The sequence below is a fragment of the Jiangella aurantiaca genome (assembly GCF_004349105.1).
Lineage (GTDB): Bacteria > Actinomycetota > Actinomycetes > Jiangellales > Jiangellaceae > Jiangella > Jiangella aurantiaca.
Genome location: NZ_SMLB01000009.1, coordinates 129,904 through 152,458 on the forward strand (window position 1 = coordinate 129,904; position 22,555 = coordinate 152,458).

A 22,555-nucleotide genomic window follows, 5' to 3' on the forward strand; every position below is an offset into this window, starting at 1 on the left:
TTCTTCGTCGACCCAAGGGTGGTCAGAGCAGCTCGTCGACGCGGGCGGCGGCGTCGGCGACGGCCTGCTCGACGGTCTTGCGGCCGGCCGCGGCGTTGCCCAGCTCCTCGGTGACGGCGTCCTGCATCTCCTGCTGACGGACGATCACCGGCGGCAGCACGGTCTCGTCCAGCGCGTCGAAGACGGCCTGACGGTTCGCCGGTGGCGTCTGCTCGAGGTACGGCGCCAGCTTGTCCTGGTCGGCGATCGGCGGGAGCTCCCAGCCGGCGTTGAGCCGGGTGTCGACCGTGGTGTCGGACGACGTCAGGAACTCCAGCCAGGCCTGCGCCTCCTCGGGGTGCTCACTGTTCGCGCTGACGACGACGCCGTTGGTGAACATCGCGCTCGCCTTGGTCTGGTCGCCCGGCTCGACGACGACGTCCCACTCGAACGGGACGTCGGCCAGCGGGCCGAACATCCAGATGCCGCTGTGCCACATGGCCAGCTTGCCCTCGCGGAACAGCGTCGAGTCGAAGTCCGGGGTGCCGGCGCCCTCGGCCTCGGTCGGCATGACGGTGCCGGACTTGCCGGTCAGCCAGGTCGCCGCGGCGATGCCCTCGGGGCTGTCAAACGCCGTTGCGCTGCCGTCCTCGGTGAGGAACCGCCCGCCGGCCTGAGCCAGCGCCTTGTAGAACTCGTGGAACGTCGCCGGCTGGTAGTCGCCCCAGACGCCGGCCGCGGTGTCCGTCAGCGCCTCGGCGGCGGCCCGCTCATCCTCCCACGTCCAGTCCGCGGTCGGCTCCGGCACGCCGGCCGCCGCGAACAGGTCCTTGTTGTAGAACAGGACGACGTCGCTGAACGACTCCGGCAGGCCCAGCTGGGTGCCGTCGTGCTGGAACGCCTCGAGCAGCGACGGCGTGTAGGCGTCACCGTCGACGTCGAGCTCCGCGAGCGCGCCGCTCTCGGCGTAAGTCACGAAGTTCTCGTAGTTCAGCTCGAACGCGTCGGCCTCGGTGCCGCCGGCGACCGCCGTCTGCAGCTTGGTGAAGTAGTCGGCGTACGGCGTCGTCTCGACCTGGACGTCGATGTTCGGGTTCTCGTCCTCGAACGCGGCGACGATCGCGTCGAGGTTCTGCTCGTTGCCGCCGTTGGACGAGAACTCCATGTAGCGGACGACGACCTCGCCGTCCTCGCCGCCGTCGGAGCGGGTGGCCGAGCCCTGGGAGCAGGCCGAAAGCGCCAGTAGCGCGGCCGCAGCGGCCACGGCGCCGAGCCGGATCGGGTGAGTCATCGGTAACTCCATTCACTTGAGCCCGGAGCGGGCCACGCCTTGGATGACGTACTTCTGCGCCGCGAGATAGAGCACGGCGATCGGGACGATGCTGATCACGGAGCCGGCCATCACCACGTCCCACTCGGTGGTGAACTGGCCGTGCAGTGTGCTGAGGCCGAGCGGAAGCGTCATCAGCTCCGGCGAGCGGATGACCACCAGCGGCCAGAGAAAGCTGTTCCAGCTGGACATGAACGCCAGGACGGCGAACGTCGCCAGCGCCGGCCGGATCAGCGGCCAGACGATCGAGACGAAGATGCGCAGGTGCCCGGCGCCGTCGATGGTCGCCGCCTCGTCCAGCTCGATCGGCACCTGCGCGACCGCCTGCCGGAGCAGGAACACGCCGAACGCCGACGCGATGCTGGGCGCCAGCAGGGCGGCGTAGGTGTCGACGAGGTTCAGCTCGCGCATCTCGATGAACAGCGGGACGACGAGCACCTGCATCGGCACCATGAGCGTCGCGAGGTACACCAGGAACAGCGCGTTGCGGCCCGGGAAGTCCAGCCGGGCGAACGCGTAGGCGGCCATGGCGCTGGTGATGAGCTGCAGCAGCGTCGACGCGACGGCGATCCAGAGGCTGTTGGCCAGGATCCGCCAGAACGGCATCGCGTCGAGCAGCGTGCGGTACGCGTCCAGCCCGGGCTCGTCGGGGATCAGGTCCGGCGACCCGAGCCCGGCGCCCGGCGTGATCGACGTGATCACCGTCCAGGCGAACGGGAACAGCATGACCAGCGCGCCGGCGATGACGGCGGCGTACAGCGCGGCTCTACGCATAGGTCACCCACCTCCGCTGGCCGCGGACCTGGATGATCGTGACCACGAGCACCACCACGAACAGCAGCCACGACAGCGCCGACGCGTCGCCGGCCCGGCCGTACCGGAACGTGAGGTCGTAGATCTGCTGGACGACGACCTCGGTCGCGCCGGCCGGCCCGCCGCCGGTCATGACGTATACCTGGTCGAACACCTGGAAGCCGTTGATCAGCGAGATGACCACCACGAAGAAGGTCGACGGCGACAGCAGCGGCAGCGTCACGTACCGGAACCGCTGCCACGCGCTGGTGCCGTCGACCCGCGCGGCGTCGTACAGCTCGCCGGGGATCGACTGCAGCCCGGCCAGCAGGATGATCATGACGAAGCCCAGGTCCTTCCACGCCGACGCGAGGATCACCGACGGCATCGCCCACGCCGGGTCGGTCCACCAGCCGGGTCCGTCGACGCCGACGAGCTCGAGCACGTGGTTGACCAGGCCGTTCGCCGGGCTCAGCAGCCAGCGCCACAGGAGCGCGACGACCACCCAGCTGGTGACGACCGGCAGGAAGTACGCCGCCCGGAACACGTTGCGGCCGCGCAGCGCGGTGTTCAGGGCCAGCGCCGCGGCGAGCCCGAGGACGTAGACGAGCGGCAGGTAGCCGGCGATGTAGCCGAGCGTGTGCCCGAACGCCGCCCAGGTGTCGCCGTCGGAGAGCAGCTCGCGGTAGTTGGCCAGGCCGACGAACTCCATCGGGGTGATGAGGTTCCAGTCATGCAGCGACACCCACAGCGAACTGACCATCGGGACCAGCGTGAACAGCGTCAGCGGAACCAGACTCGGGGCCAGGAACAGCGCGACGATGCCGGCGTAGCGCAGCCGGTTGCCGCCGTAGCGCAGGGCGTTGCGGTGACGGTTCTTGGGCTGGCGCGGCCGCTCCGTCGCCGTGTGCGTGGGGTGGCCGGTCGTCGCGGTGCTCATGACAGCTCCCCGGCGAGCGCGCCGCCGAGCCGGGCCCGGACCAGCTCGCCCTGACCACCGGTCGCGCCGGCCGCGTCGTACGGGGTGGCGAGGACCAGCGCGGCCGCACCCAGCGCCCACGACGTGTCGTCCCACGACTCGACGACGACGGGCACGCCGCGGCGCGACGGCATCAGGTGGGCGCGCAGGCTCGGTTCGAACCCCGGCCGCCAGTGCTCCCAGGCGCGGGTGCCCTCGCCGAGCACGATGACGATCTCCGGGTCCATCACGTTGATCAGGCCGGCGACGCCGCGGCCGAACAGCTCGCCGGCCGTCGCGAAGATCGTCGCGTCCGGCGCGTCGAGACCGGCGTCGTGCGCGGCACGCAGCAGCGCCTCCTGGCCGACGGCCGCCTCGAGGCAGCCGGTGTTGCCGCAGGAGCACTGTGGGCCGTCGGGTCGGACCGGGAAGTGGCCGAACTCGCCGGCCCCGCCGCCCGCGCCGCGGTACACGCTCCCGTCGACGACCAGCCCGGCGCCGACGCCGCGGCCGATCGTCACGACGAGGAAGTTCCGGTGCTCGCGGCCCCGGCCGTACAGCCGTTCGGCGACGGCGAGCGCGTTGACGTCGTTCTCGACGAGGACGGGGGCCGGCAGGGCGGCGCGCAGCCGGGCGCCGAGGGCGAGCCGCCGCCACCCCAGCGTCGGCGCGTCGACGGCGCCCGCCTCCTGGTCGTCGACCGCGCCGGGGACGCCGATGCCGATGCCGAGGATCGGCGCGGCCGGGGCGTCGTCGCCGGCGTCGTCCGCCGGCGTCTCGACGAGCGGCCGGAGCAAGTCCACCAGCCGGTCCGGCGCGTCCGCGGCCATCGCGTCGAACGGCCATTCCCACGACTGCCGCACGTGCCCGTCCAGCCGAACGTCGACGACGGCGACATGGTCGGCGGCGACCTTGGCGCCCAGGGCCCGGCCGGCAGAGCCGACCAGCCCCAGCAGCACGGCCGGCCGGCCACCACGGGACGGGCGGTGCTCGACCTCGGCGACCAGGCCGCGGGCCAGCAGGTCCTTGACGATCTGGGTGACGGTGGCCGGGCTCACGCCCAGCGTCCGGGCGATGTCGGTCCTGCTCAGCGGGCCGGACGTGCCCAGCGCGGCCAGCACGGCCGAGCGGGTGAGGTCACCGCGGGGAACGGGCATCCGGCACTTCCTTCGGGACTAAAGTTAGTCATAAAGAAACACCCGCGACACCGGCCTGTCAAGCTCTGCGGATCGGCATTCTTGACAAATATTATTGTCGGTGGAAGCGTGGAGGCATCGATCAGAGCCATGGACGCCGGCCGACCGGCAGAAGCGGAGCACTGCCATGAGCACCAAGACCGTTGCCGAGAAACTGCTGGTGAAGCCTGGTACGTCCGTGTGGATCTCGCATCCCGACCGGCGGCCGCTGCTCGACCCGCTGCCTGACGGCGTGCGCGTGGTCGACGGGCCGGCGGACGCCGGCGTCGCGGTCGTCTTCGGCGACGACGCGGCATCGGTGCGCCAGGTCCTCTCCGCGCATCGCGACGCGGTGACGGCGCCGCAGGTGGTCTGGGTCGCCTACCCGAAGGGCGGGCGGTCGGACGTCAACCGCGACTCGCTCTGGCCGATCGTCGCCGAGTTCGGCCTGCGCCCCAACGGTCAGGTCGCCATCGACGACGTGTGGTCGGCGCTGCGGTTCCGGGCGTCCAGGCCCGGGGAGGCCCCGTTCACCGGCGGTGCGAAGTCGTCGACCGCGCTCCCTTGATCATCAACCTTCTCGGCTGCCGTGACGACACGGAAGGTTGATGATCAAGGGGTGAGTGGGTCAGCGGCGGCGGAGCGAGGCGGAGAAGCTGCCGGCGGTCGCCTTGGCGGCGGCGGATCCGGCGCGGTCCTGGCCGCGGTTGCCCGAGCCGCCGCGGTTGCCGTTCCGCGACCGCCCGCCCGACGTGGTCGACGAGCGTCCGCCGGACGTGTTCGCGGCGTGGTCCTGCCGCTCGCGCCCGGAGCGCCCGGCGGCGGCGTGACCGCCCGACCCGCTCGAGCCACCGGCGGAGCCGCGACCGCGACCGCGGCCGCGACGGCGGCCGGCCGGACGGTCTCCGGCTGCCTCGTCACCGGAGGTGCGGCGCCGGGCCGGCGCCGCCGGCGCCACGATCGGCGTCACGAGAGGGGCCTTCGGGCCGGTGAGCGCCTCGATGGCGGGGTGGCCGGCCGAGACACGGGTGAGGGTCGGCGTGATGCCGGCCTGCCGGGTCAGGGTGCGGACGTCGCCGGCCTGGTCGGGGGTCATGACGGTGACGACGACGCCGCCGGCGCCGGCCCGTGCGGTCCGGCCGGACCGATGCAGGTAGGCCTTGTGCTCAGCCGGCGGATCGACGTGCACCACGAGGCCGACGTCGTCGACGTGGATGCCTCGTGCAGCGATGTCGGTGGCCACGAGCACTCGCGCCGAACCGGCCGAGAACGCGGCGAGGTTGCGCTCGCGGGCGCCCTGGCTGAGGTTGCCGTGCAGGTCGACGGCCGGGATGCCGGCCGCTGTGAGCCCCTTGGCCAGTTTCTTGGCGCCGTGCTTCGTGCGGGCGAACAGCAGCGTGCGGCCCTGACCGGACGCGAGCTCGCGCACAACCTGGCCCTTCATGACGGTCTCGACCGCCATGACGTGGTGCGTCATGGTCGAGACCTGGGCCACGGCGGGCGCCGTCGAGTGCATGACCGGGTTGGCCATGTAGCGGCGCACCAGGGTGTCGACCCCGTTGTCCAGGGTGGCCGAGAACAGCAGCCGCTGGCCGCGGCGCGGCGTGGTGTCGAGCAGGCGCCGGACCGCCGGCAGGAAGCCGAGGTCGGCCATGTGGTCGGCCTCGTCGAGCACCGTGACCTCGACGCCGCCGAGGTCGCAGTAGCCCTGGGCGATCAGGTCCTCGAGCCGGCCCGGGCAGGCGATCAGGATGTCGATGCCGCCGGCCAGCGCCCGCACCTGCGGCCCCTGACCGACGCCGCCGAACACGGTCGTGATCTTCAGGCCGACGGCCGCGGCGAGCGGCCGCGCGGCGGCGGCCACCTGGTTGGCCAGTTCGCGGGTGGGCACGAGGATCAGGGCACGAGGACGGCGCGGCCGTCGAGGTGCGCCGGTGGCGAGCAGCCGCGACACCGTCGGGACGGCGAACGCGATGGTCTTGCCGGAGCCGGTCTGGCCGCGGCCGAGAACGTCACGACCGGCGAGTGTGTCAGGGAGCGTGGCAGCTTGGATCGGGAACGGCGTGGTGACGCCGTCCGCCGCCAGGGCGGCGACGACCGCGGTGGGCACGCCGAGCTCGGCGAACGACCGCCCGTCGACGACGGCGACCGGGGCCGCCTGCACGACCGACGAGTCGGGCGCGACAGCGGAACCGACCGCGACCTCCGATGCTGCGGCGATGGCCTGAGTCGGCCGGCGGCGGTTGCGGGGGCGGCGGCGAGCGCCGTCGCCCCGCGGAGTGCGGGAATCTGTGGGCACGAACGTCCTTCCAGGACGTAGAGGGAGTGGCCGGTCACGATCGGACGCCCGCTCATCTGGAAGGGGGGACCTGCGCCTTCACACGGCGCGTCGCACTCGACCTCGGGGACCTGTACTGAGGTCCCGTCGGTGCCTAGTGTGCCCTATCGGGCGCCCGGCCACCAACCGAGCCCCTCCATGATCATCAAGGATCGACCACGCCATGGTGTGGAGCACCCTTGATGATCATGGGCGCTGGGCCGGCGAGCGCGGCTACGTCCGGTACTGCGCCGTGATGGGGCACTGGAACGGATCACGCGCCCGCAAGCCGACGTCGTTCAGATACCGGACCACGATGCGGTACGACCCCACCAGCGAGGTCTCCGTGTAGGTGATCCCGTGGCGCGCGCAGAACTCGCGCACGATCGGCTGCGCCCGCCGCAGGTTGGGGCGGGGCATGCTCGGGAACAGGTGGTGCTCGACCTGGTAGTTGAGGCCGCCCATGGCGAGGTCGGTGACCGGCCCGCCGGTGATGTTGCGGGACATGAGCACCTGCCGGCGCAGGAAGTCGATCTTCATCGAGGCGGGGACGATCGGCATGCCCTTGTGGTTGGGGGCGAACGCGCCACCAAGGAGCACCCCGAACAGGCCCATCTGCACGCAGAAGAACGCGATGGCCTTGCCCGGGGGCAGGACGATGAACAGGGCCGTCAGGTAGCCGCCGAGCCGGACGGTGACGAAGAGGATCTCGACCCACCGGTGCTCGAGCCGTTCGCGCCGGGCGATGTTCTGGATGCTGTGAACGTGCAGCGCGAGGCCTTCCAGGAGGAGCAGCGGGAAGAAGAACCAGCCCTGCCGCCGCGCGAACCACTGCCCGACCGGGCCGCGCTCGTGCAGCGCCGCGGGCGAGAACGCCAGGACGCCCGGTGCGATGTCGGGATCGGCGCCCTCCTTGTTCGGGTTGAGGTGGTGGCGGGTGTGCTTGCGCATCCACCAGCTGTAGCTGAGCCCGGTGAACAGGCCCGAGATCACCCGGCCGGTCCATTCGTTCCAGCGATGCGAGGCGAAGATCTGCCGGTGCGAGCCCTCGTGGCCGATGAAGCCGAACTGGGCCAGGACGACGGCGAGCGCCGCGGCCAGCAGCAGCTGGTACCAGGAGTCGCCGAGGAGCGCGAAGCCGACCCAGATGGCGGCGAACGCGGCGACCGTGCCGAGCATGAGGGTCCAGTAGAACGCGTATCGGCGTTTGAGCAGGCCGGCCGCCTGGATGACTTTCGAGAGCTCGGCGTACGCGCTGACGTGCCGCTCGCGGGGGGAACCGAGCGCAGGCGAACTCTCCATGGCCGTGGTCATCAAAGGGGCACCCTTCTGGTGATCGCGGCCGTCTCGGCCGAGGCGTCAAAAGATGTGACGTCGTTACTGCGACAACGGCTCCGTCGAGTACGAGGTTCCGGAATCAGGTTCCGGCGGCGACCCGAACCTATCGGTGCCGACCACCCGAGGATACGCACAGGTGGCGCATCGGGCATGACGGCTCATCACGCCGCGGGGAACGTGAGGGTGACGGTGGCGCCCTGACCAGGACGGCCGTCGATCGTCAGTGTGCCGTCGTGGGCGTGCACGATCTCGTCGACCAGCGCCAGCCCGAGGCCGAGCCGCGGGTGGTGGCCGTTGCCGTTGCCGGTGGCGCCGCGGCGGAACCGCTGAGTGAGTTGGGCCGCCACCTCGGGGTCGAGGCCGTCGCCGTCGTCGATGACGCTGATGCGGACGGTGCCGTCGGCCCCGGACAGCCCGAGCGTGATGGTGCCACCGCGGGAGACGTGGTCCATCGCGTTGTCGACGAGGGCGGCGACGGCGCGGCGCAGGGCGCTCGGCACGCCCGTGACGACGTGGTGATCGGTGGGGACGGTGTCGACGACGAGGTCGATGCCGGCCTCGTCGGCGGTGGCCGAGAAGGAGTCCTTGACCTCCTTGGCGACCCGGGCGAGGTCGACCGGCTGCCGTGCCTCCGGGCGGAACTGCATCTCCGCCGACAGCAGCAGGTCGTTGACGATGTCGTTGAGCACCCGGGCGTCGTCGACCAGCTGGTCGATCTCCTGCCGCTGGTCGTCGTCGGTGCTGGGACGGCGCTGCAGCAGCTGGGCGCGGGTGTGCAGGATCGCCAGCGGGGTGCGCAGCTCGTGACTGGCCTCGGCGACGAACCGGCGCTGCGAGGCCAGCGCGTCGCCGAGCGGACGGACGGCGCGCCGCGCCACCAGCCAGCCCAGCCCGGCCGCCGCAAGCACACCGACGGCGCCGACCAGGATGGACAGCCGGGCCAGCCGCTCGGTCTCCTCCTGCTGCTCGACGAAGTTGGTGGCCGCGACCGTCCGGGCGTCGCCGGAGTCGTCGACGTACATCAGGAACGGGGTGTCGCACAGCTCGACCCGGGTGGAGCCCGGACCCAGATCGTCGGCGACCGCCCAAGCGTCCTCGTCGGTGCAGCCGTTCGGCAGCCCGTCTACGACCAGGCGGCTGCCGTCGGGCGCGGCCGGGACGTACTCGGCGGCGTTGGCGGCCTTGTCCTGCAGCTTGTGCTCGGTGGCGGAGACCCGCTCCTGTCCGCTGATCGAGTAGACCAGCGCGATGATGACGCCGATGACCAGCGCGACGGCGATGCCCGTCTGCACGGCGACGACGATCGACGCCCGGCGCAGCAGCCGCCGGTCGGCGGGCGCGGACGGTGGACGGCGGCGCTCGGAGCCGCCTCGGCGCCAGCTCAAGCAGATCCCATCCGGTAGCCGAGGCCGTGGACGGTACGGATGACGTCTCGGCCGAGTTTCCTGCGCAGATAGTAGACGTAGGTGTCCACGGCGCCGGGGCTGTCCGCGTCCTGGAACACCAGTCGGCGCAGCTCGTCGCGGGTGAAGACCTGTGACGGGTGGGCGGCGAACAACTGCAGCAGCTCGTTCTCGCGCCCGGACAGCTCGATCGGCCCGGCCGTGCCGCCGAGCACCCGCCGCGCGGCGACGTCGAGGTACCGTTCGCCGAGGTCGAGCCGGGTCGAGGTGTCGGTGTGCCGGCGCAGCAGAGCGCGCAGCCGGGCCAGCAGCTCGTCGATCTCGAACGGCTTGACGACGTAGTCCTCGGCACCGGCGTCCAGGCCCTCGACGCGGTCCTCGGTGGTGCCGCGGGCGGTCAGGACCAGGATCGGCGTCGCCACGCCCCGAGCGCGCAGCCGGCGCACCAGGTCGACGCCCTCGATGGCGGGCAGCCCGCGGTCGATGACCATGACGGCGTACCGCTGGGTCAGCGCGTGGTGCAGCCCGGACTGGCCGTCGCGGGCCATGTCGACGGTGTAACCCTCGCCGGTGAACAGCCGGTCCAGCAGCGCCGCCAGCTTGGCGTCGTCCTCGACCAGCAGCAACGAGCGGTCGTGGTCGCCTGTCATGTTCTCGATGCTCGCACGGGCGCTCTGAGGTTCCTCTGAGATTCGCGCCGAAGCATGGATCCCACGGTGCAGCGGAGTCCGCGGATGAGAGTTCGGCACCGCGTGCCAACCGATCGTCCACGGACTCCGTTTACCAGCCAAAGGGGGCATGACGTGGGGTCGGTCGCAGAGAGGCTGAAGATGAGCATGGGGCACGAGATCGAGGTCCTGGCCGCGAGCGAGGACGACCTGCGTACGACCGCGGCGCTGCACGTGGCGGAGCTGCCACACGGGCTCTTCCCGCGGCTCGGCGAGGGGTTCGTCCGCCGCTGGCACGGTGCCCACCTGGAGTCGCGGTACGGCGTCGTGCTGGTCGCCAAGCAGGACGGCGAGGTCGTCGGGTTCGCGCTCGGCACCACCGACCGACCCGCCAACGTCGCCTGGATCATCGGCCACCGCCGCCGCGAGCTCGCCCTGGCGGGGCTGCGGGCGCTGCTCACCCGGCCAGTCGTGGCCGCCGGGTTCGTCCGGACACGCGGGTTGCGGTACGCACGGCGGCTGCTCGGACGGGGTGCGGCGCCGGCCCGGGTGGCCGGCCGGGGCGACGTGCCGGAGGCGGGGTTCGGCCCGATCGCCGTGCTCGAGGCGATCGTCGTCGCGCCGGAGCGTCGGGGGCGCTCGGTCGGCACGGCGCTGTCCGAGGCGTTCCTGTCCAGCGTCGCGGCGGCCGGCGGCGACCGCGTCGAGCTGATCACGAAGGCGGGTGCCCGCGGTGCGGCCGGGTTCTACGAGCGGGCCGGCTGGCGCCGCGTCGGCAGCCATGTCGACCGCGACGGCGACGAGGTCCACACGTACCGGATCGACCCGCGGTTCGTGCGGGTTCGATGACCGGTCGCGGCGTCGGCCGCCGCGGCTTCCTCCTCGCGGCGGCGGGTGCGGTGGCGGCGGTCGCGACCGCGTGTGGCGCGGACGAGCCGTCGGAGCCGCGCACCGGCCGCGTACTGCCGCGGCCGACCCCCAAGCAGCCGGCGGGTCCGGCACCGGAGCCCCCGTCATCGGTGCCGGACCTGCCGGTGGTGACACCCTGGCAGCCGGGGGGCAACGAGATCGCACCCGAGGTGAAAGTGGCCGCGGTCCGGGTGCTGGAGGCGCTCGGGACAGTGCCCGACGGCGTCGCTGTCACCCCCGCGGCCGACCGGCTCGCCGCCGCGGGCGCGCCGCCGGCGCTCGAGGGGGCCGCCGGGCCACTGCTCCCGCCCGCCGCGCCCGCCGTCGCGCAGCTCGTGTACCCGCAGTACGGCGGGCTGGAGCGCAGCACCGCGAGCATCATGGCGGTCGTCCGGCAGACCTGGGTCGACGGCGAGACGCTGCGGGACCGGGTCGTGACGGCGGACGTCCGTCTGCGTCGCTCAGGCGGCGGGTGGACGGTCACCGAACTGCACCCCGTCGCGCCGGCGCCCGACGCGGCCGCCGCGCTGACCGGTCCGGCCGCCGAGCTCGCCGCGAGCGGGCGCGTCGAGCTGCCGGAGGCCGCCGTCGCCGACCTCGCCGCCGGCGCCGTCGACGCGCGCGTGGTCGCCGCGCTGTTGCGCCTGGCCGGGACCTACCAGCTGGCGGTGTCGGTGTTCCGGAGCGGCCATCCGGAGAACGTCTTCGGCACCGACCGCACCAGCAACCACACCCGCGGCCGGGCCGTCGACATCTGGGCGGTCGACGGCCGGCCGGTCGTGTCGATGGTCAAGGACGAGCCGTTCCTGCTCGACTTCCTGGCGGCGGTGCGGGCGACCGGCAGCGACGAGATCGGCGGCCCGGTCGACCCGGACGGTCCCGGCGGTAAGCACTTCGCCGACGACCTGCACCGCGACCACGTCCACCTGGGCTTCGAGCGGTAACGTCGGAAGTTGCAGCCGCTACACCGGATGTCAGCGTGAGGCTCGGCACCATGACAGCGAAGGCCACGCGGATCTCGGCCCGCCTCGCGCTTGTATCTTGTACCTAAGTACGGGTTTACGCTCGACGCGTGGACGCTAGATGTCTGTGCGAGAGGAGCGCCTGTGACCGCACCGCTGGCAATCCTCGGTGTTCCCTCGGGGGCCGGCGCCTGTGGTGTCGGCCAGCACCAGACACCGGCTGCGATCCGCGCCGCAGGACTGATCGACTCACTTTCCGACGTCGGCTATGACGTCAGCGATCTCGGGGATTCCCCGGTGATTCCGTGGCGTCCCGACCGGACCAGGCCCCAGGCCCAGAACCTCGAAACCGTCGTGCACGTGGTACAGACCACGGCTACGCGAGTCGCCGATGCCCTCCACGAGCCAGACCGAGCAGTTCTCGTCCTGGGCGGCGACTGCACTGTGGGGATCGGCACGATCGCCGGAACCCAGCAAGTGCTCGGTGACATCGCCGTCGCCTACTTCGACCTGCATTCCGACCTCAACACACCTGCCACCGGGGCCGACGGAGCGTTGGACTGGATGGCACTCGCGCACATGCTGGCAATCCGCGGGACCGAACTCGCCCTGGCAAAGGCCACAGGGCGCGCCCCGCTGCTCCAACCCAGCCAGATCCTGTTGTTCGCGCACGACATGCGACACGCCACACGGTTCGAACGGGCTGAGATCGAACGATTGGGACTTGCCCGAACGGCGGTGGAGGATGTCCGCAGTGATCCCGCGCGCGCAGCGCGTCAAGCCCTGCAGCTGATCACCGCCCGGTCCGGACGCTACGCCATCCACCTCGACGTCGACGTTGTCGACTTCACCGACGCGCCACTCTCGGAGCACCCGTCCCGCAATGCCGGCCTGAAGCTCGACGAGATGCTCACCGCGCTGAAGATCCTCGCCTCCGGCCCCGGCCTGGCCGCGATCACCGTCGCCGAGCTCAACCCCCACAACGCCGCCGCCGACCACGGACTACTCGAGCGCTTCGCCAGCTCCTTCGCCAAGGCGATCAGCCGGTAACCAACGGTGCAAGGCGCCCAGCCAGCCACCACCACGACACCGACCGCCGTCCGGCCACCGACTGACGGGGTCAGGGCCGGCCGGCGCCCGGCGCGGGCGCCGGGTACGCGACCAGCCGCCCGGTGGGCTCGGGCGGCGGCGGGCCGTCCCACTGCTGGCCGACGACGTACAGGCGCGGGTCGTCGCCGCGGCTGAGGGCGCAGGCGAACGCACCGCGGTCGAACTCGACCGTCGCCAGGACCTCACCGCCCTCGCGGACGCGCACGCAGTGCCGGTTGGCGACGTCGGCGTACCAGACCGCGCCCTCGGCGTCGACGCAGATGCCGTCCGGGTGGTCGCCGGGGGTGTCCGCCCACACCCGCCGGTCGCTGAGCCCGCCGTCGGCGCCTATGGAGAACGCGGTGAGCCGGTTCGCGTACGACTCCGCGACGATGAGCGTGCCGCCGTCGGCGGTGATGGCCATCCCGTTCGGGAAGGCGAGGTCGCCGGCGACGTGGTCGACGCGGCCGTCCGGCGTGACCCGGACGACCAGGCCCGGGGCGAACTCGCCGGCGGGGAAGTCGAAGCCGATGCCGTTGACGTAGGCGTCGCCGCCGTCGCTGACCACGATGTCGTTCCACGGGTGCTCCGAGAACGCGGCGAGGTCGGCGTGCGGGACCAGCGACCCGTCCGGCTCGCGGCGCAGCAGCCGGCGCTGCGCGGAGTCGACCACCAGTAGCCGGCCGTCGGGCAGGAAGTCGATGCACATCGGGAACGACTCGACCGTCGCCATCACCTCGTGGCGGCCGTCGTCGTCGACCGCGACGACCTGGTGGGCGCCCCAGTCGGAGAACCACAGCCGTCCGTCGTGCCAGCGCGGCGACTCGCCGAACACGATCCCGTCCATCAGCACGTGCGGTGCGCTCATGTCTGTCCCTCCTCTTCGGTTCGGCGGGTTAGACCACGGAGAGCACGGGAACTCATCGCGGCGTCCGGTTGCGACGGTCGAGGCGGCGTAGACGGCGCGGGCCGTGCACGGCCAGGGCCGGTTCGACCAGGATCCACTCGCCGAAGCGGTAGTCTGCGCCCCAGACCAGCCGGCGGGCCAGTTCCGGATGGTCCCGATGCAGATGGGCGCGGCGGCGGGACGCCCGCCAGTGCTCGTGCTCACCCCGGAGCAGAACCGCGCCGACGGCGCCGGAACACGAGGACGGCGTCGGCGGCAGCGTCATGCCCCGAGCCCATGGACCGAACACGCGACGAAGGGCGGCCGGACCCCGGGCCCGGCCGCCCCTCGTCGGCGACTCACTTGCGCAGGAAGGCGAGCAGCGCCTCGGTCACCTCGTCGGCGTGGGTCCAGAGCAGGCCGTGCGGGGCGCCCTCGACCTCGACGTAGTCGGCGTCCGGGAGCCGCTTGGCGAACTCGCGGGCGGTCGCGTCGATCGGCAGGATGCGGTCGGCGGTCCCGTGCAGGATCAGCGCCGGGACGTCGATCTTCTCGATGTCCGCCCGGAAGTCGGTGTGCCAGCTCGGCACCACGGCAGACGACGCATACCAGGACGCGCCGGCGGCGACGTTCCAGCTGCCCCGGACCGCGGCCTCGCTGATGCGCGTGCCGAGGTTCTCGTCGAGGTTGTAGAAGTTCTTGTAGAACTCGTCGAACCAGGCGTAGCGGTCGGCCTTCGCCGTCTGCTCGATGCCGTCGAACACGTCCTGCGGCAGGCCGGCCGGGTTGTCGTCCGTCTGCAGCAGGAACGGCTCCAGCGACGCGAGGAAGGCGGCCTTGGCGACCCGCTCGCTGCCGTACGTGCCGAGGTAGCGGCCCACCTCGCCGGTGCCCATCGAGAACCCGACGAGCACGACGTCGCGCAGGTCGAGGGTGTCGAGAACGGTCTTGAGGTCGGCGGCGAACGTGTCGTAGTCGTACCCCGTCGTGGGCTGGCTGGACCGGCCGAAGCCGCGGCGGTCGTAGGTGATGACGCGGTAGCCGGCGTCGAGCAATGCCGCCGACTGCTTCTCCCAGGAGTGACCGTCGAGCGGGTAGCCGTGGATCAGCACGACCGGCTGCCCGGTGCCGTGGTCCTCGTAGTAGAGGTCGATGTTCGTGGAGTTCTCGGTTCCGACGGTGATGTACGACATGGCGCTGGGCTCCGTTTCTGCTCGACCGGTCTTCTAACCGGTTCCGTTGTCTGTGGCGGTTACAAGTCAGATGGAACCGTAGCTATTCCAACCCGTCAAGTGTCGCGATGGAGTTAGAATGAGAGGCGACCGGGAAGGAACGACGATGACACCGCTGCTGCTCGATCTGGTGAACTCGCGCATCGTCTACCCCGACGGGCCGCACGACGAGCTCGCCGACGACGCCGCCGCACGGGCGTGGCTGCGCGAGCGCGGCGTCGAGGGGACGCGCGAGGAGATCGCCGACGCCCGCACGGTGCGGCCGGTGCTGGCCGCCGTCATCCGGGGCGAGGAGCCCGCAGACGCGCTGGCGCCATGGGTCGACGTCATGCACCGGCGGGCCCGGCTGACCCGCGACGGGTTGCGGTGGCAGGACGACGTCCCGGCCGGTCGCCGGGTGGGTGTGCGCGCCATCGAGGAGTGGGCCGCACTGCAGGGCCCCGACGGGTCGCGCATCCGGCCCTGCGCCGATCCCGACTGCCAGCACTTCCTCGTCGACCACAGCCGCGCGAACGCCCGCAAGTGGCATTCGATGGAGATCTGCGGCAACCGCGCCAAGGCCCGGCGCCACTACGCGCGGTCGAAGGAGAAGGGCGGCGCCGGCTCGGCGCAGTGACGGTTGCCCGGTGAGATCTCACCGCGATCCGGCGCACGTCACGACGTTTTCTGGAGCATCACTACGCCTGCAATCGTGTCGACGCTCGAGAAATCCTCGTGATGGCCCCGCCCAACGATCACGGGGTGAGCGTCGTCAGTCGCCGAGCTCGGTGAAAAGCGTCAGCTGCAGCCCGCCGGGAGCGTCCAGGCGCGCGTTGAGCGAGTTCCACGGCGTGCGGGTCGGCTCGGCGAGTACCTCGGCGCCGCCGTCGGCCAGTCGCCGGGTCGTCGCCGTGGAGTCGTCGACCTCCAGGGCGACGCGGACGTGACCGGCCACGCGCCGGCCGACCTCGACGCGGTCGATGAACTCGGCCTGGGACTGGTCGACGATCTCGATGGTGGCCCGGCCGGCGCCGAGCAGGATCACGCGGCCGTCGGGCGAGGAGAAGTCGGCCAGCTCGGGCAGGCCCAGTACGTCGCGGTAGAAGCGGACGGCCTCGTCGTGGTCGGGGACGGTCACGACGAGCCGCAGCTCGCGCACCGGCGCGGAGTCGGTCATGCTCCCAGTCTGGACGCCCCCGACGCCGCCGGCCAGGGCGTGTGATGCTGGACCACGTGACCCTCCCGCCCCATATCGTTGTCATGGGCGTGTCCGGCTCCGGCAAGACGACTATCGCCACCCGGCTCGCCGACCAGCTCGGCCGGCCGTTCGCCGAGGCCGACGACATGCACCCGCCGGCCAACGTCGCCAAGATGTCGGCCGGCACGCCGCTCACCGACGAGGATCGGATGCCGTGGCTGGCCACTGTGCGTGACTGGCTCACCGCGCAGGCCGAGCAGGGCCGCAGCGCCGTCGTCACCTGTTCCGCCCTGCGCCGGGTCTACCGCGACGTGCTCCGCGGGGCCGCCGGCGGCGTGACGTTCGTGCATCTCCACGGCGACGCCGCACTCCTCGCCGAGCGCATGAAGCGGCGGAAGGGCCACTTCATGCCGGCCAGCCTGCTGCAGTCGCAGCTCGACACGCTGGAGCCCCTGGAGCCGGACGAGTACGGCGTGCGGGTGCCGATCGACGGCACACCTGACGACATCGTGGCCGAGGCGCTGCGCCGGCTCGGCGCGGAGGTGCACGGTCACGCGGAGTGATGTGACCCCGGCCTCGGTTTCAGCCGTGGGACGAACCGGGTATACCGGGTCGGCGGGCAGGGCGCGGCGGGTCGTGGTCTCCGCTCGCGGGGGTGGCGGAGAAACGTCGCTGCGCCGTGCCCGTCCCCGGGCGGGCCGCAGCGGCGGCGACCCGCCGGGCGGGAGCCGGCGGTGACGGGCCTCCCCGGAACTCCATGGCGGTCCCGGCCGTCTTCCCATTGGCACAAGGGACCCGAACCGCGCAACGTACCATCGAAGACGTCATGAGCACGGAACCCGAACCTGAGAATCCCGACACCACTGACTCCGAGGGCCGCCCCGACCGGGGCGGCGCCCGTTATCGAGCCGGCCGCCAGAAGCGAACCGGCTGGCGACGCGTCGTCAACTGGAAGGTGTTCGGCTTCACCGTGCTCGGCATGTTCCTGCTGGGCGCGGGCGCCATCGGGGTCGCGTTCGCCGTGATCGACGTGCCCGAGCCGAACGACTTCTCCACGTCCGAGACCACCATCGTCTACTGGGACGACGGCGAGACCGAGCTGGGCCGGTTCAGCGCCGAGAACCGCGAGATCGTCGACATCGAGGAGATCCCGCAGACGCTTCAGCAGGCCGTCGTGGCCGCCGAGGACCGCAGCTTCTACGAGAACTCCGGGTTCTCGCTCACCGGCATGGCCCGAGCCGGGTGGGACGCCTTGCGCGGCGAGTCGAGCGCCGGCGGCGGGTCCACGATCACCCAGCAGTACGTCAAGAACTACTACCTCACGCAGGATCGCTCCTACACCCGCAAGCTGCGTGAGCTCGTCATCTCGGTGAAGATCGACCAGGACGTCGACAAGGACCAGATCCTGGCCGACTACCTCAACACCATCTGGTTCGGCCGCGGCACGTACGGCGTGCAGACGGCCTCGCGCTCCTACTTCGGCGTCGACGTCGCCGACCTCGACCTCGCGCAGAGCGCCGCGCTGGCCGCCATCCTGCGCTCGCCGACGAGGTACGACCCCACGCTCGGCCCCGAGAACGCGGAACGGTTCGCGCAACGGTTCCAGTACGTCCTCGACGGTATGGTCGTCACCGGCGCCATCGACCAGGCCACCGCCGACGCCACCGTGCCGCCGGAGATCCTTCCCGAGAAGCAGGTCAACCGCTACGGCGGGCCCAACGGCTACCTGCTGGCGATGGTGCGCGACGAGCTCTTCGCGATGGGCTACGACGAGCAGGAGATCGAGACCGGCGGCCTGCGCGTCACATCGACGTTCAACACCCAGGCGCAGTCGGCCGCCATCCAGGCGATCCAGGACGAGCGGCCCACCGAAGATGCCGACGGCGTGCGCATCGGCCTCGCGGCGGTGCGGCCCGGCGACGGCGCCGTCGTCGCAGTCTACGGCGGGCCCGACGCCGTCGAACAGAGTTACAACGACGCCGTCGACGCCATTCCACAAGCCGGGTCGACGGTGAAGCCGTTCGTGCTCGCCGCGGCGCTGGAGAACGGCTATTCGCTGCGCAGCACGTTCTGGGGCAACTCGCCGTTCGACCCGCCGGAACTCGGTCCGCCGGTCAACAACCAGGGCAACGAGGACTACGGCCGCAACGTCAGCCTGGAACGGGCGATGGAACGCTCCATCAACACCGCGTTCGTCGACGTCGCCATGGAGATGGGGCCCGACAAGGTCGTCGACTCGCTCGTCCGGGCCGGCTTCCCCGACGACGAGCAGCTGCAGGCGAACCTGAACCCCCGTGTCGCCATCGGCATCGGCGGCGTCTCGGCGCTGAACATGGCCAACTCCTACGCCACGCTGGCGTCTCGGGGCACGCACACCGGCACGCACACCGTCCAGCAGATCGTCGATCGCGACGGCGCGGTCGCCTACGAGCACCAGGCGGCCGGAGAGCAGGTGTTCGAGGAGGACGTCATGGACGACGTCACGTACTCGCTCACCGAGACCGTCGACAACGGCACTGCCGAGGCCGCGCAGGACCTCGACCGCCCGGTGGCGGCGAAGACCGGTACGCACGACGACCTCACCGCGTGGTTCAGCGGGTACACCCCGCAGCTGGCCGCCTCGGTCGTCTACTTCCGCGGCGACGGCACCCAGTCGCTGGACGGCGTCGGCGGCATGGACCACTTCAGCGGCGGCGCCTACCCGGGCCGCACCTGGACGGCGTTCATGCAGGGCGCGCTCGAGGGCATGCCCGAGGAGGACTTCCCGGAGGCCGCGAACATCCGCGAAGAGAACGACAACGGCGGTGGCGGCGGCAACGACCGTCCTGACCGCCCCGACCGGCCGGACCGTCCGAACGACGACGACGAGAACGACGACGGCGGCGACGAGGGCGGCCAGGGCGACGAGGGCGAGGAGACGCCGCCGAGCGACGAGAGCGGCGAGCAGCCGGGTGGCGAGGAGACCGGCGGCGACGAGTCCGGTGCCACGGAGTCGGGCGAGGAGACCGGCGGCGACGAAACTGGCGCGACCGAGTCGGGCGAGGAGACCGGCGGCGACGAATCCGGCGCGACCGAGGTCGGCACCGAGTGGGGTGGCACCGACACCGGCGGGACGGAGACCGGTGACACCGGTGACACCTCCGGCGACACCGGGACCGAGACCGGCGACACGTCCGGTACCGAGACCGGGGACACCGGAACCGACTCGGGGACCGACACCGGGACCCCGGCGCCGAACGGACGCGCCGCCCAGGCCGCGGTCCTGGTGCTCGGCGCCGGTGCGCTCGCCTTCGGCAGGGTCAGCCGGCGGCGTCGATGACCTCGAGGGCGGTGGCCAGGTCGTGCACCACGATCGGGTCGCCGCCCGCGGCGTCGCCGGTCGCCTTCTCGTGCGACTCGAGCCGCAGCCAGTCCGCCCAGGTCACCACCCGGACCCCGCGCTCGGCCAGCAGCTTGTCGACGCTGTCCGGGTCGGACGGCGGCTCCGGCAGCGTGTCGAGGTCGGCGAGCACCGACTCCGTGACCTCGTTGGCGTCGCCTCGGTTGGTCGCGATGACGCCGGTCGGACCGCGGCGCAGCCAGCCGGTGACGTAGACCCCGGCGACGACCGCGCCGTGGGCGAGCACCCGTCCGTCCTGCGACGGCACGGTGCCGCCGGCTTCGTCGAACGGCAGTCCGGGGATCGGCCTGCCGTGGTAGCCGATGGCCCGCACGACCAGCTGCGTCGGCAGCGTGAGCACCGGCGCGTCGGCGTCGCGGGTGGGCTCCAGCTCGATGCCGGTGACCGCGGTCTCGCCGAGGATCCGGGCCGGACGGCGCCAGTAGTGCAGGTGGATGCGGCGCGGCGCGCCGGTGGCCGGCCGCTCTGACCACTCACGGCACACATCGACGGTGACCTTGGCGTGCCGGTTCTGTGCGACGGCCTCCTCGTCGGCCGGGCCGAGCACGAGGTCGGCCGGGTCGACGACGAGGTCGACGCCGTCGAGCGCGCCCAGCTCGTGCAGCTCGGGTGAGGTGAATTTCGCCTGCGCCGGCCCGCGCCGGGCGACGAGGTGGACGTCAGTGACGGTGCTCGCCGCCAGCGCGTCGACGACGTGCCGTGGCATCGACGTGGTCCGCAGCGTCGCGGCGTCCTTGGCCAGGATGCGGGCGATGTCGAGGGCGACGTTGCCCGCCCCGATGACCGTCGCGCTGGTGAGGTTCGCCGGCAGTTCGACGGCGCGCGCCTGCGGGTGTCCGGTGTACCAGGCGACCAGCTCGGACGCGCCGTACGAGCCGGGCAGGTCCTCGCCCGGGATGCCCAGCCGCCGGTCGCCGAGCATGCCCGTCGATACCACGACGGCGTCGTAGCCGGCGCGCAGCTCGTCGACGGTGACGTCGCGGCCGACGCTCACGTTGCCCAGGAACCGCACCCGGGTGTGCTCGAACCCGCGGGCCAGCACGCGCGAGATGTTCCGGGTCTTCGGATGGTCCGGCGCGACGCCGTAGCGGACCAGGCCGTACGGCGCGGGCGCGGCCTCGAACACGTCGATGCGTTCGAACCGCTCGCTGCGCACCAGTGCCGCCAGGGCGTACAACCCGGCCGGTCCGGCCCCGACGATGGCGGCAGCGCGGCCGGCCGACCCGGATCGACTCCCGTCGTCCTCCATCCACCCAACGTATGCCGTAATCGCCTCCCCGCACCAGCGCCCCGCTGCGAGGGCAGGGTGGGGGCGCGATCTCACGGACGCGTCGGCGGCGGGGTGAGCAGACGTTGACACGGACGCGCCGCACGGGCGACGTCGCCGTAATGGCGCGTTCCTAGCGTCGGCGGCCAGTGGAGTCAGACCCCGATCCGGAGGACGTCATGACCGACACGCCGACGCTCGCACCCGCCAAGACCACCGCACCGTCCCCGCTCGCGGTACGGCGCCGGGGTTCGCGCTGGATCGATCACTGGGAGCCGGAGGACGAGACGTTCTGGCAGCGCACCGGCCGCAGGATCGCCCGGCGCAACCTGGTCTTCTCGATCTTCGCCGAGAACGTCGCGTTCTCGGTGTGGACGCTGTGGAGCATCTCGTCGGCACTGCTCGTCGCGCACTACGGCTTCGGATTCACCGCCGCGCAGATGTTCTTCCTGGTCGCGGTGCCGAACCTGGTCGGCGCGGTGCTGCGGATCCCGTACACGTTCGCCGTCCCGCGGTTCGGTGGCCGGAACTGGACGGTGGTGAGCGGCCTCCTGCTGATCGTCCCGACGGTGCTGCTGGCCGTGGCGGTCAGCAATCCCGGCACGCCGTACTGGGCGTTCCTGCTGATCGCGGCGACCGCCGGGTTCGGCGGCGGCAACTTCGCGTCCAGCATGACCAACATCAGCTTCTTCTACCCGGACCGTTCCAAGGGACTGGCGCTCGGGCTGAACGCGGCCGGCGGCAACATCGGCGTCGCGCTGATCCAGCTCGGGCTGCCGCTGATCGTCGGCGCCGGCGGGCTGTTCGGGCTGGTCGGCGCGAGTGCCGCCGGGGTGGACCTGGCGCGGGCTGGGTGGGTGTGGGCGGCACTCGGCGTCGTCGCCGCGGCCTGCGCGTGGTTCTTCATGGACAACCTGTCCGTGTCGCTGGCGACGTTCCGCGAGCAGATCACCGTCGTGCGGCACAAGCACACGTGGATCGTGTCATGGCTCTACATCGGCACGTTCGGCTCGTTCATCGGCTACTCGTCGGCATTCCCGCTGCTCATCCAGCTGCAGTTCCCGGAGGTGCCGGCAGCGAACTACGCATTCCTCGGCGCGCTGGTCGGATCGGTGGCCCGGCCGTTCGGCGGCTGGCTGGCCGACCGTGTCGGCGGCGCCCGGGTGACGCTCTGGAACTTCGTGGCGATGGCCGCCGGCACCGTCGTCGTGATCGTCGCGGTCGACGCCGCCCGGTGGCCGCTGTTCCTCGGCGCATTCCTGCTGGTCTTCGTGACGACCGGGATCGGCAACGGGTCGACGTTCCGGATGATCCCGATGATCTTCCAGCAGCAGGCGCTGCGGGAGACGGGGGACGGGGACCGCGCTGCCGCCCTGTCGCGTGGCCGGACCGAGGCGGCCGCCGTCATCGGGCTGTCGTCGGCGGTCGGGGCGTTCGGCGGGTTCGTCATCGTCGCGACGTTCGGCGTGCTCGGGCTGGTGAACGACGGCAGGGTGCCAGCCGGCGCCGTCGCCACCGCGTTCGTGATCTTCCTCGGCTTCTACGTCACCTGCGTGCTGCTGACCTGGTGGAACTACGCCCGACGAGGCTCGGCGCTGGCCGGCGCGGACATCTGATCACGGTTCGCGGAGGATACGAGTGCGAGGCATTTATCGCGGGCGTAACGTGCCGGA

General features: G+C 71.8%; 21 protein-coding genes. 8 read left to right on the forward strand and 13 right to left on the reverse strand.

What is annotated here, in order from left to right:
• Positions 1-22 precede the first annotated feature (22 nt).
• From E1262_RS09685 to E1262_RS09700, 4 genes are read right to left on the reverse strand one after another with little or no spacing between them, the layout of a single operon-like run.
• Positions 23-1,270 carry an ABC transporter substrate-binding protein gene (locus E1262_RS09685; RefSeq protein ID WP_132102920.1) on the reverse strand — a complete coding sequence of 416 codons (1,248 nt, stop codon included), beginning with the start codon at positions 1,268-1,270 and terminating at the stop codon, positions 23-25.
• A gap of 12 nt (positions 1,271-1,282) precedes the next feature.
• Positions 1,283-2,083, reverse strand: a complete 801-nt coding sequence (locus E1262_RS09690) for a carbohydrate ABC transporter permease (protein WP_132102921.1) — start codon at positions 2,081-2,083, stop codon at positions 1,283-1,285.
• Positions 2,076-3,041, reverse strand: a complete 966-nt coding sequence (locus tag E1262_RS09695; RefSeq protein ID WP_132102922.1) for a carbohydrate ABC transporter permease — start codon at positions 3,039-3,041, stop codon at positions 2,076-2,078. Before E1262_RS09695 ends, E1262_RS09690 begins: the two co-directional genes overlap by 8 nt.
• Complete coding sequence (locus E1262_RS09700) at positions 3,038-4,216, reverse strand: ROK family transcriptional regulator (protein ID WP_132102923.1); 1,179 nt, start codon at positions 4,214-4,216, stop codon at positions 3,038-3,040. The genes E1262_RS09695 and E1262_RS09700 overlap by 4 nt, the downstream gene beginning before the upstream one ends.
• 166 nt (positions 4,217-4,382) lie before the next feature.
• Between E1262_RS09700 and E1262_RS30250 the strand changes: the two genes are divergently transcribed.
• Complete coding sequence (locus E1262_RS30250; RefSeq protein WP_162605841.1) at positions 4,383-4,802, forward strand: hypothetical protein; 420 nt, start codon at positions 4,383-4,385, stop codon at positions 4,800-4,802.
• Between the two features lie 60 nt (positions 4,803-4,862).
• Here E1262_RS30250 and E1262_RS09715 read toward each other — a convergent pair whose 3' ends face one another.
• From E1262_RS09715 to E1262_RS09730, 4 genes are all read right to left on the reverse strand, one after another.
• Positions 4,863-6,398: a DEAD/DEAH box helicase gene (locus E1262_RS09715; protein WP_203453724.1), complete on the reverse strand. Its 1,536-nt coding sequence runs from the start codon at positions 6,396-6,398 to the stop codon at positions 4,863-4,865.
• Positions 6,399-6,785: 387 nt separating this feature from the next.
• Positions 6,786-7,865 carry a fatty acid desaturase family protein gene (locus E1262_RS09720; RefSeq protein ID WP_132102927.1) on the reverse strand — a complete coding sequence of 360 codons (1,080 nt, stop codon included), beginning with the start codon at positions 7,863-7,865 and terminating at the stop codon, positions 6,786-6,788.
• 185 nt (positions 7,866-8,050) lie between these two features.
• The gene (locus tag E1262_RS09725; protein ID WP_132102928.1) at positions 8,051-9,274 is read right to left on the reverse strand and encodes a sensor histidine kinase; all 1,224 of its coding nucleotides are present in this window, start codon (positions 9,272-9,274) and stop codon (positions 8,051-8,053) included.
• Positions 9,271-9,942 (reverse strand): response regulator transcription factor, encoded by a 672-nt coding sequence (locus tag E1262_RS09730; RefSeq protein WP_132102929.1) that lies wholly within the window; start codon positions 9,940-9,942, stop codon positions 9,271-9,273. Before E1262_RS09730 ends, E1262_RS09725 begins: the two co-directional genes overlap by 4 nt.
• 180 nt (positions 9,943-10,122) lie before the next feature.
• Here E1262_RS09730 and E1262_RS09735 point away from each other — a divergent pair, with 180 nt between their 5' ends.
• From E1262_RS09735 to E1262_RS09745, 3 genes are all read left to right on the forward strand, one after another.
• A complete protein-coding gene (locus E1262_RS09735) occupies positions 10,123-10,809 on the forward strand; it encodes a GNAT family N-acetyltransferase (protein WP_162605842.1) in 687 nt (228 codons plus the stop codon).
• Positions 10,806-11,813 carry a hypothetical protein gene (locus E1262_RS09740; protein WP_132102931.1) on the forward strand — a complete coding sequence of 336 codons (1,008 nt, stop codon included), beginning with the start codon at positions 10,806-10,808 and terminating at the stop codon, positions 11,811-11,813. Before E1262_RS09735 ends, E1262_RS09740 begins: the two co-directional genes overlap by 4 nt.
• Before the next feature lie 162 nt (positions 11,814-11,975).
• Positions 11,976-12,881, forward strand: a complete 906-nt coding sequence (locus E1262_RS09745) for an arginase family protein (protein WP_162605843.1) — start codon at positions 11,976-11,978, stop codon at positions 12,879-12,881.
• 70 nt (positions 12,882-12,951) lie between these two features.
• Here the strand turns inward: E1262_RS09745 and E1262_RS09750 are convergent, their stop codons facing one another.
• The 3 genes from E1262_RS09750 to E1262_RS09760 form a co-directional block, all read right to left on the reverse strand.
• Positions 12,952-13,788, reverse strand: coding sequence for an SMP-30/gluconolactonase/LRE family protein (locus tag E1262_RS09750; RefSeq protein ID WP_132102933.1), 837 nt, complete (start codon positions 13,786-13,788; stop codon positions 12,952-12,954).
• Between the two features lie 52 nt (positions 13,789-13,840).
• Positions 13,841-14,092 carry a hypothetical protein gene (locus E1262_RS09755; RefSeq protein ID WP_132102934.1) on the reverse strand — a complete coding sequence of 84 codons (252 nt, stop codon included), beginning with the start codon at positions 14,090-14,092 and terminating at the stop codon, positions 13,841-13,843.
• A 73-nt stretch (positions 14,093-14,165) separates the two neighbouring features.
• Positions 14,166-14,999 (reverse strand): alpha/beta fold hydrolase, encoded by an 834-nt coding sequence (locus E1262_RS09760; protein ID WP_132102935.1) that lies wholly within the window; start codon positions 14,997-14,999, stop codon positions 14,166-14,168.
• Between the two features lie 145 nt (positions 15,000-15,144).
• Here E1262_RS09760 and E1262_RS09765 point away from each other — a divergent pair, with 145 nt between their 5' ends.
• Positions 15,145-15,654 carry a CGNR zinc finger domain-containing protein gene (locus tag E1262_RS09765; protein ID WP_162605844.1) on the forward strand — a complete coding sequence of 170 codons (510 nt, stop codon included), beginning with the start codon at positions 15,145-15,147 and terminating at the stop codon, positions 15,652-15,654.
• Between the two features lie 135 nt (positions 15,655-15,789).
• Here the strand turns inward: E1262_RS09765 and E1262_RS09770 are convergent, their stop codons facing one another.
• Positions 15,790-16,194 carry a VOC family protein gene (locus E1262_RS09770; protein ID WP_132102937.1) on the reverse strand — a complete coding sequence of 135 codons (405 nt, stop codon included), beginning with the start codon at positions 16,192-16,194 and terminating at the stop codon, positions 15,790-15,792.
• Positions 16,195-16,277: 83 nt separating this feature from the next.
• On the opposite strand from E1262_RS09770, the gene E1262_RS09775 reads away from it, so the two are divergent.
• Both E1262_RS09775 and E1262_RS09780 read left to right on the forward strand, forming a co-directional pair.
• The gene (locus tag E1262_RS09775) at positions 16,278-16,778 is read left to right on the forward strand and encodes a gluconokinase (RefSeq protein ID WP_132102971.1); all 501 of its coding nucleotides are present in this window, start codon (positions 16,278-16,280) and stop codon (positions 16,776-16,778) included.
• Between the two features lie 263 nt (positions 16,779-17,041).
• A complete protein-coding gene (locus E1262_RS09780; protein ID WP_162605845.1) occupies positions 17,042-19,534 on the forward strand; it encodes a transglycosylase domain-containing protein in 2,493 nt (830 codons plus the stop codon).
• On the opposite strand, the gene E1262_RS09785 is transcribed toward E1262_RS09780, so the two are convergent.
• The gene (locus E1262_RS09785; RefSeq protein WP_132102939.1) at positions 19,515-20,864 is read right to left on the reverse strand and encodes an FAD-dependent oxidoreductase; all 1,350 of its coding nucleotides are present in this window, start codon (positions 20,862-20,864) and stop codon (positions 19,515-19,517) included. The two genes, E1262_RS09780 and E1262_RS09785, sit on opposite strands and share 20 nt — an antisense overlap.
• A gap of 197 nt (positions 20,865-21,061) precedes the next feature.
• On the opposite strand from E1262_RS09785, the gene E1262_RS09790 reads away from it, so the two are divergent.
• Positions 21,062-22,498, forward strand: coding sequence for an MFS transporter (locus tag E1262_RS09790; RefSeq protein ID WP_132102940.1), 1,437 nt, complete (start codon positions 21,062-21,064; stop codon positions 22,496-22,498).
• Positions 22,499-22,555 lie beyond the last annotated feature (57 nt).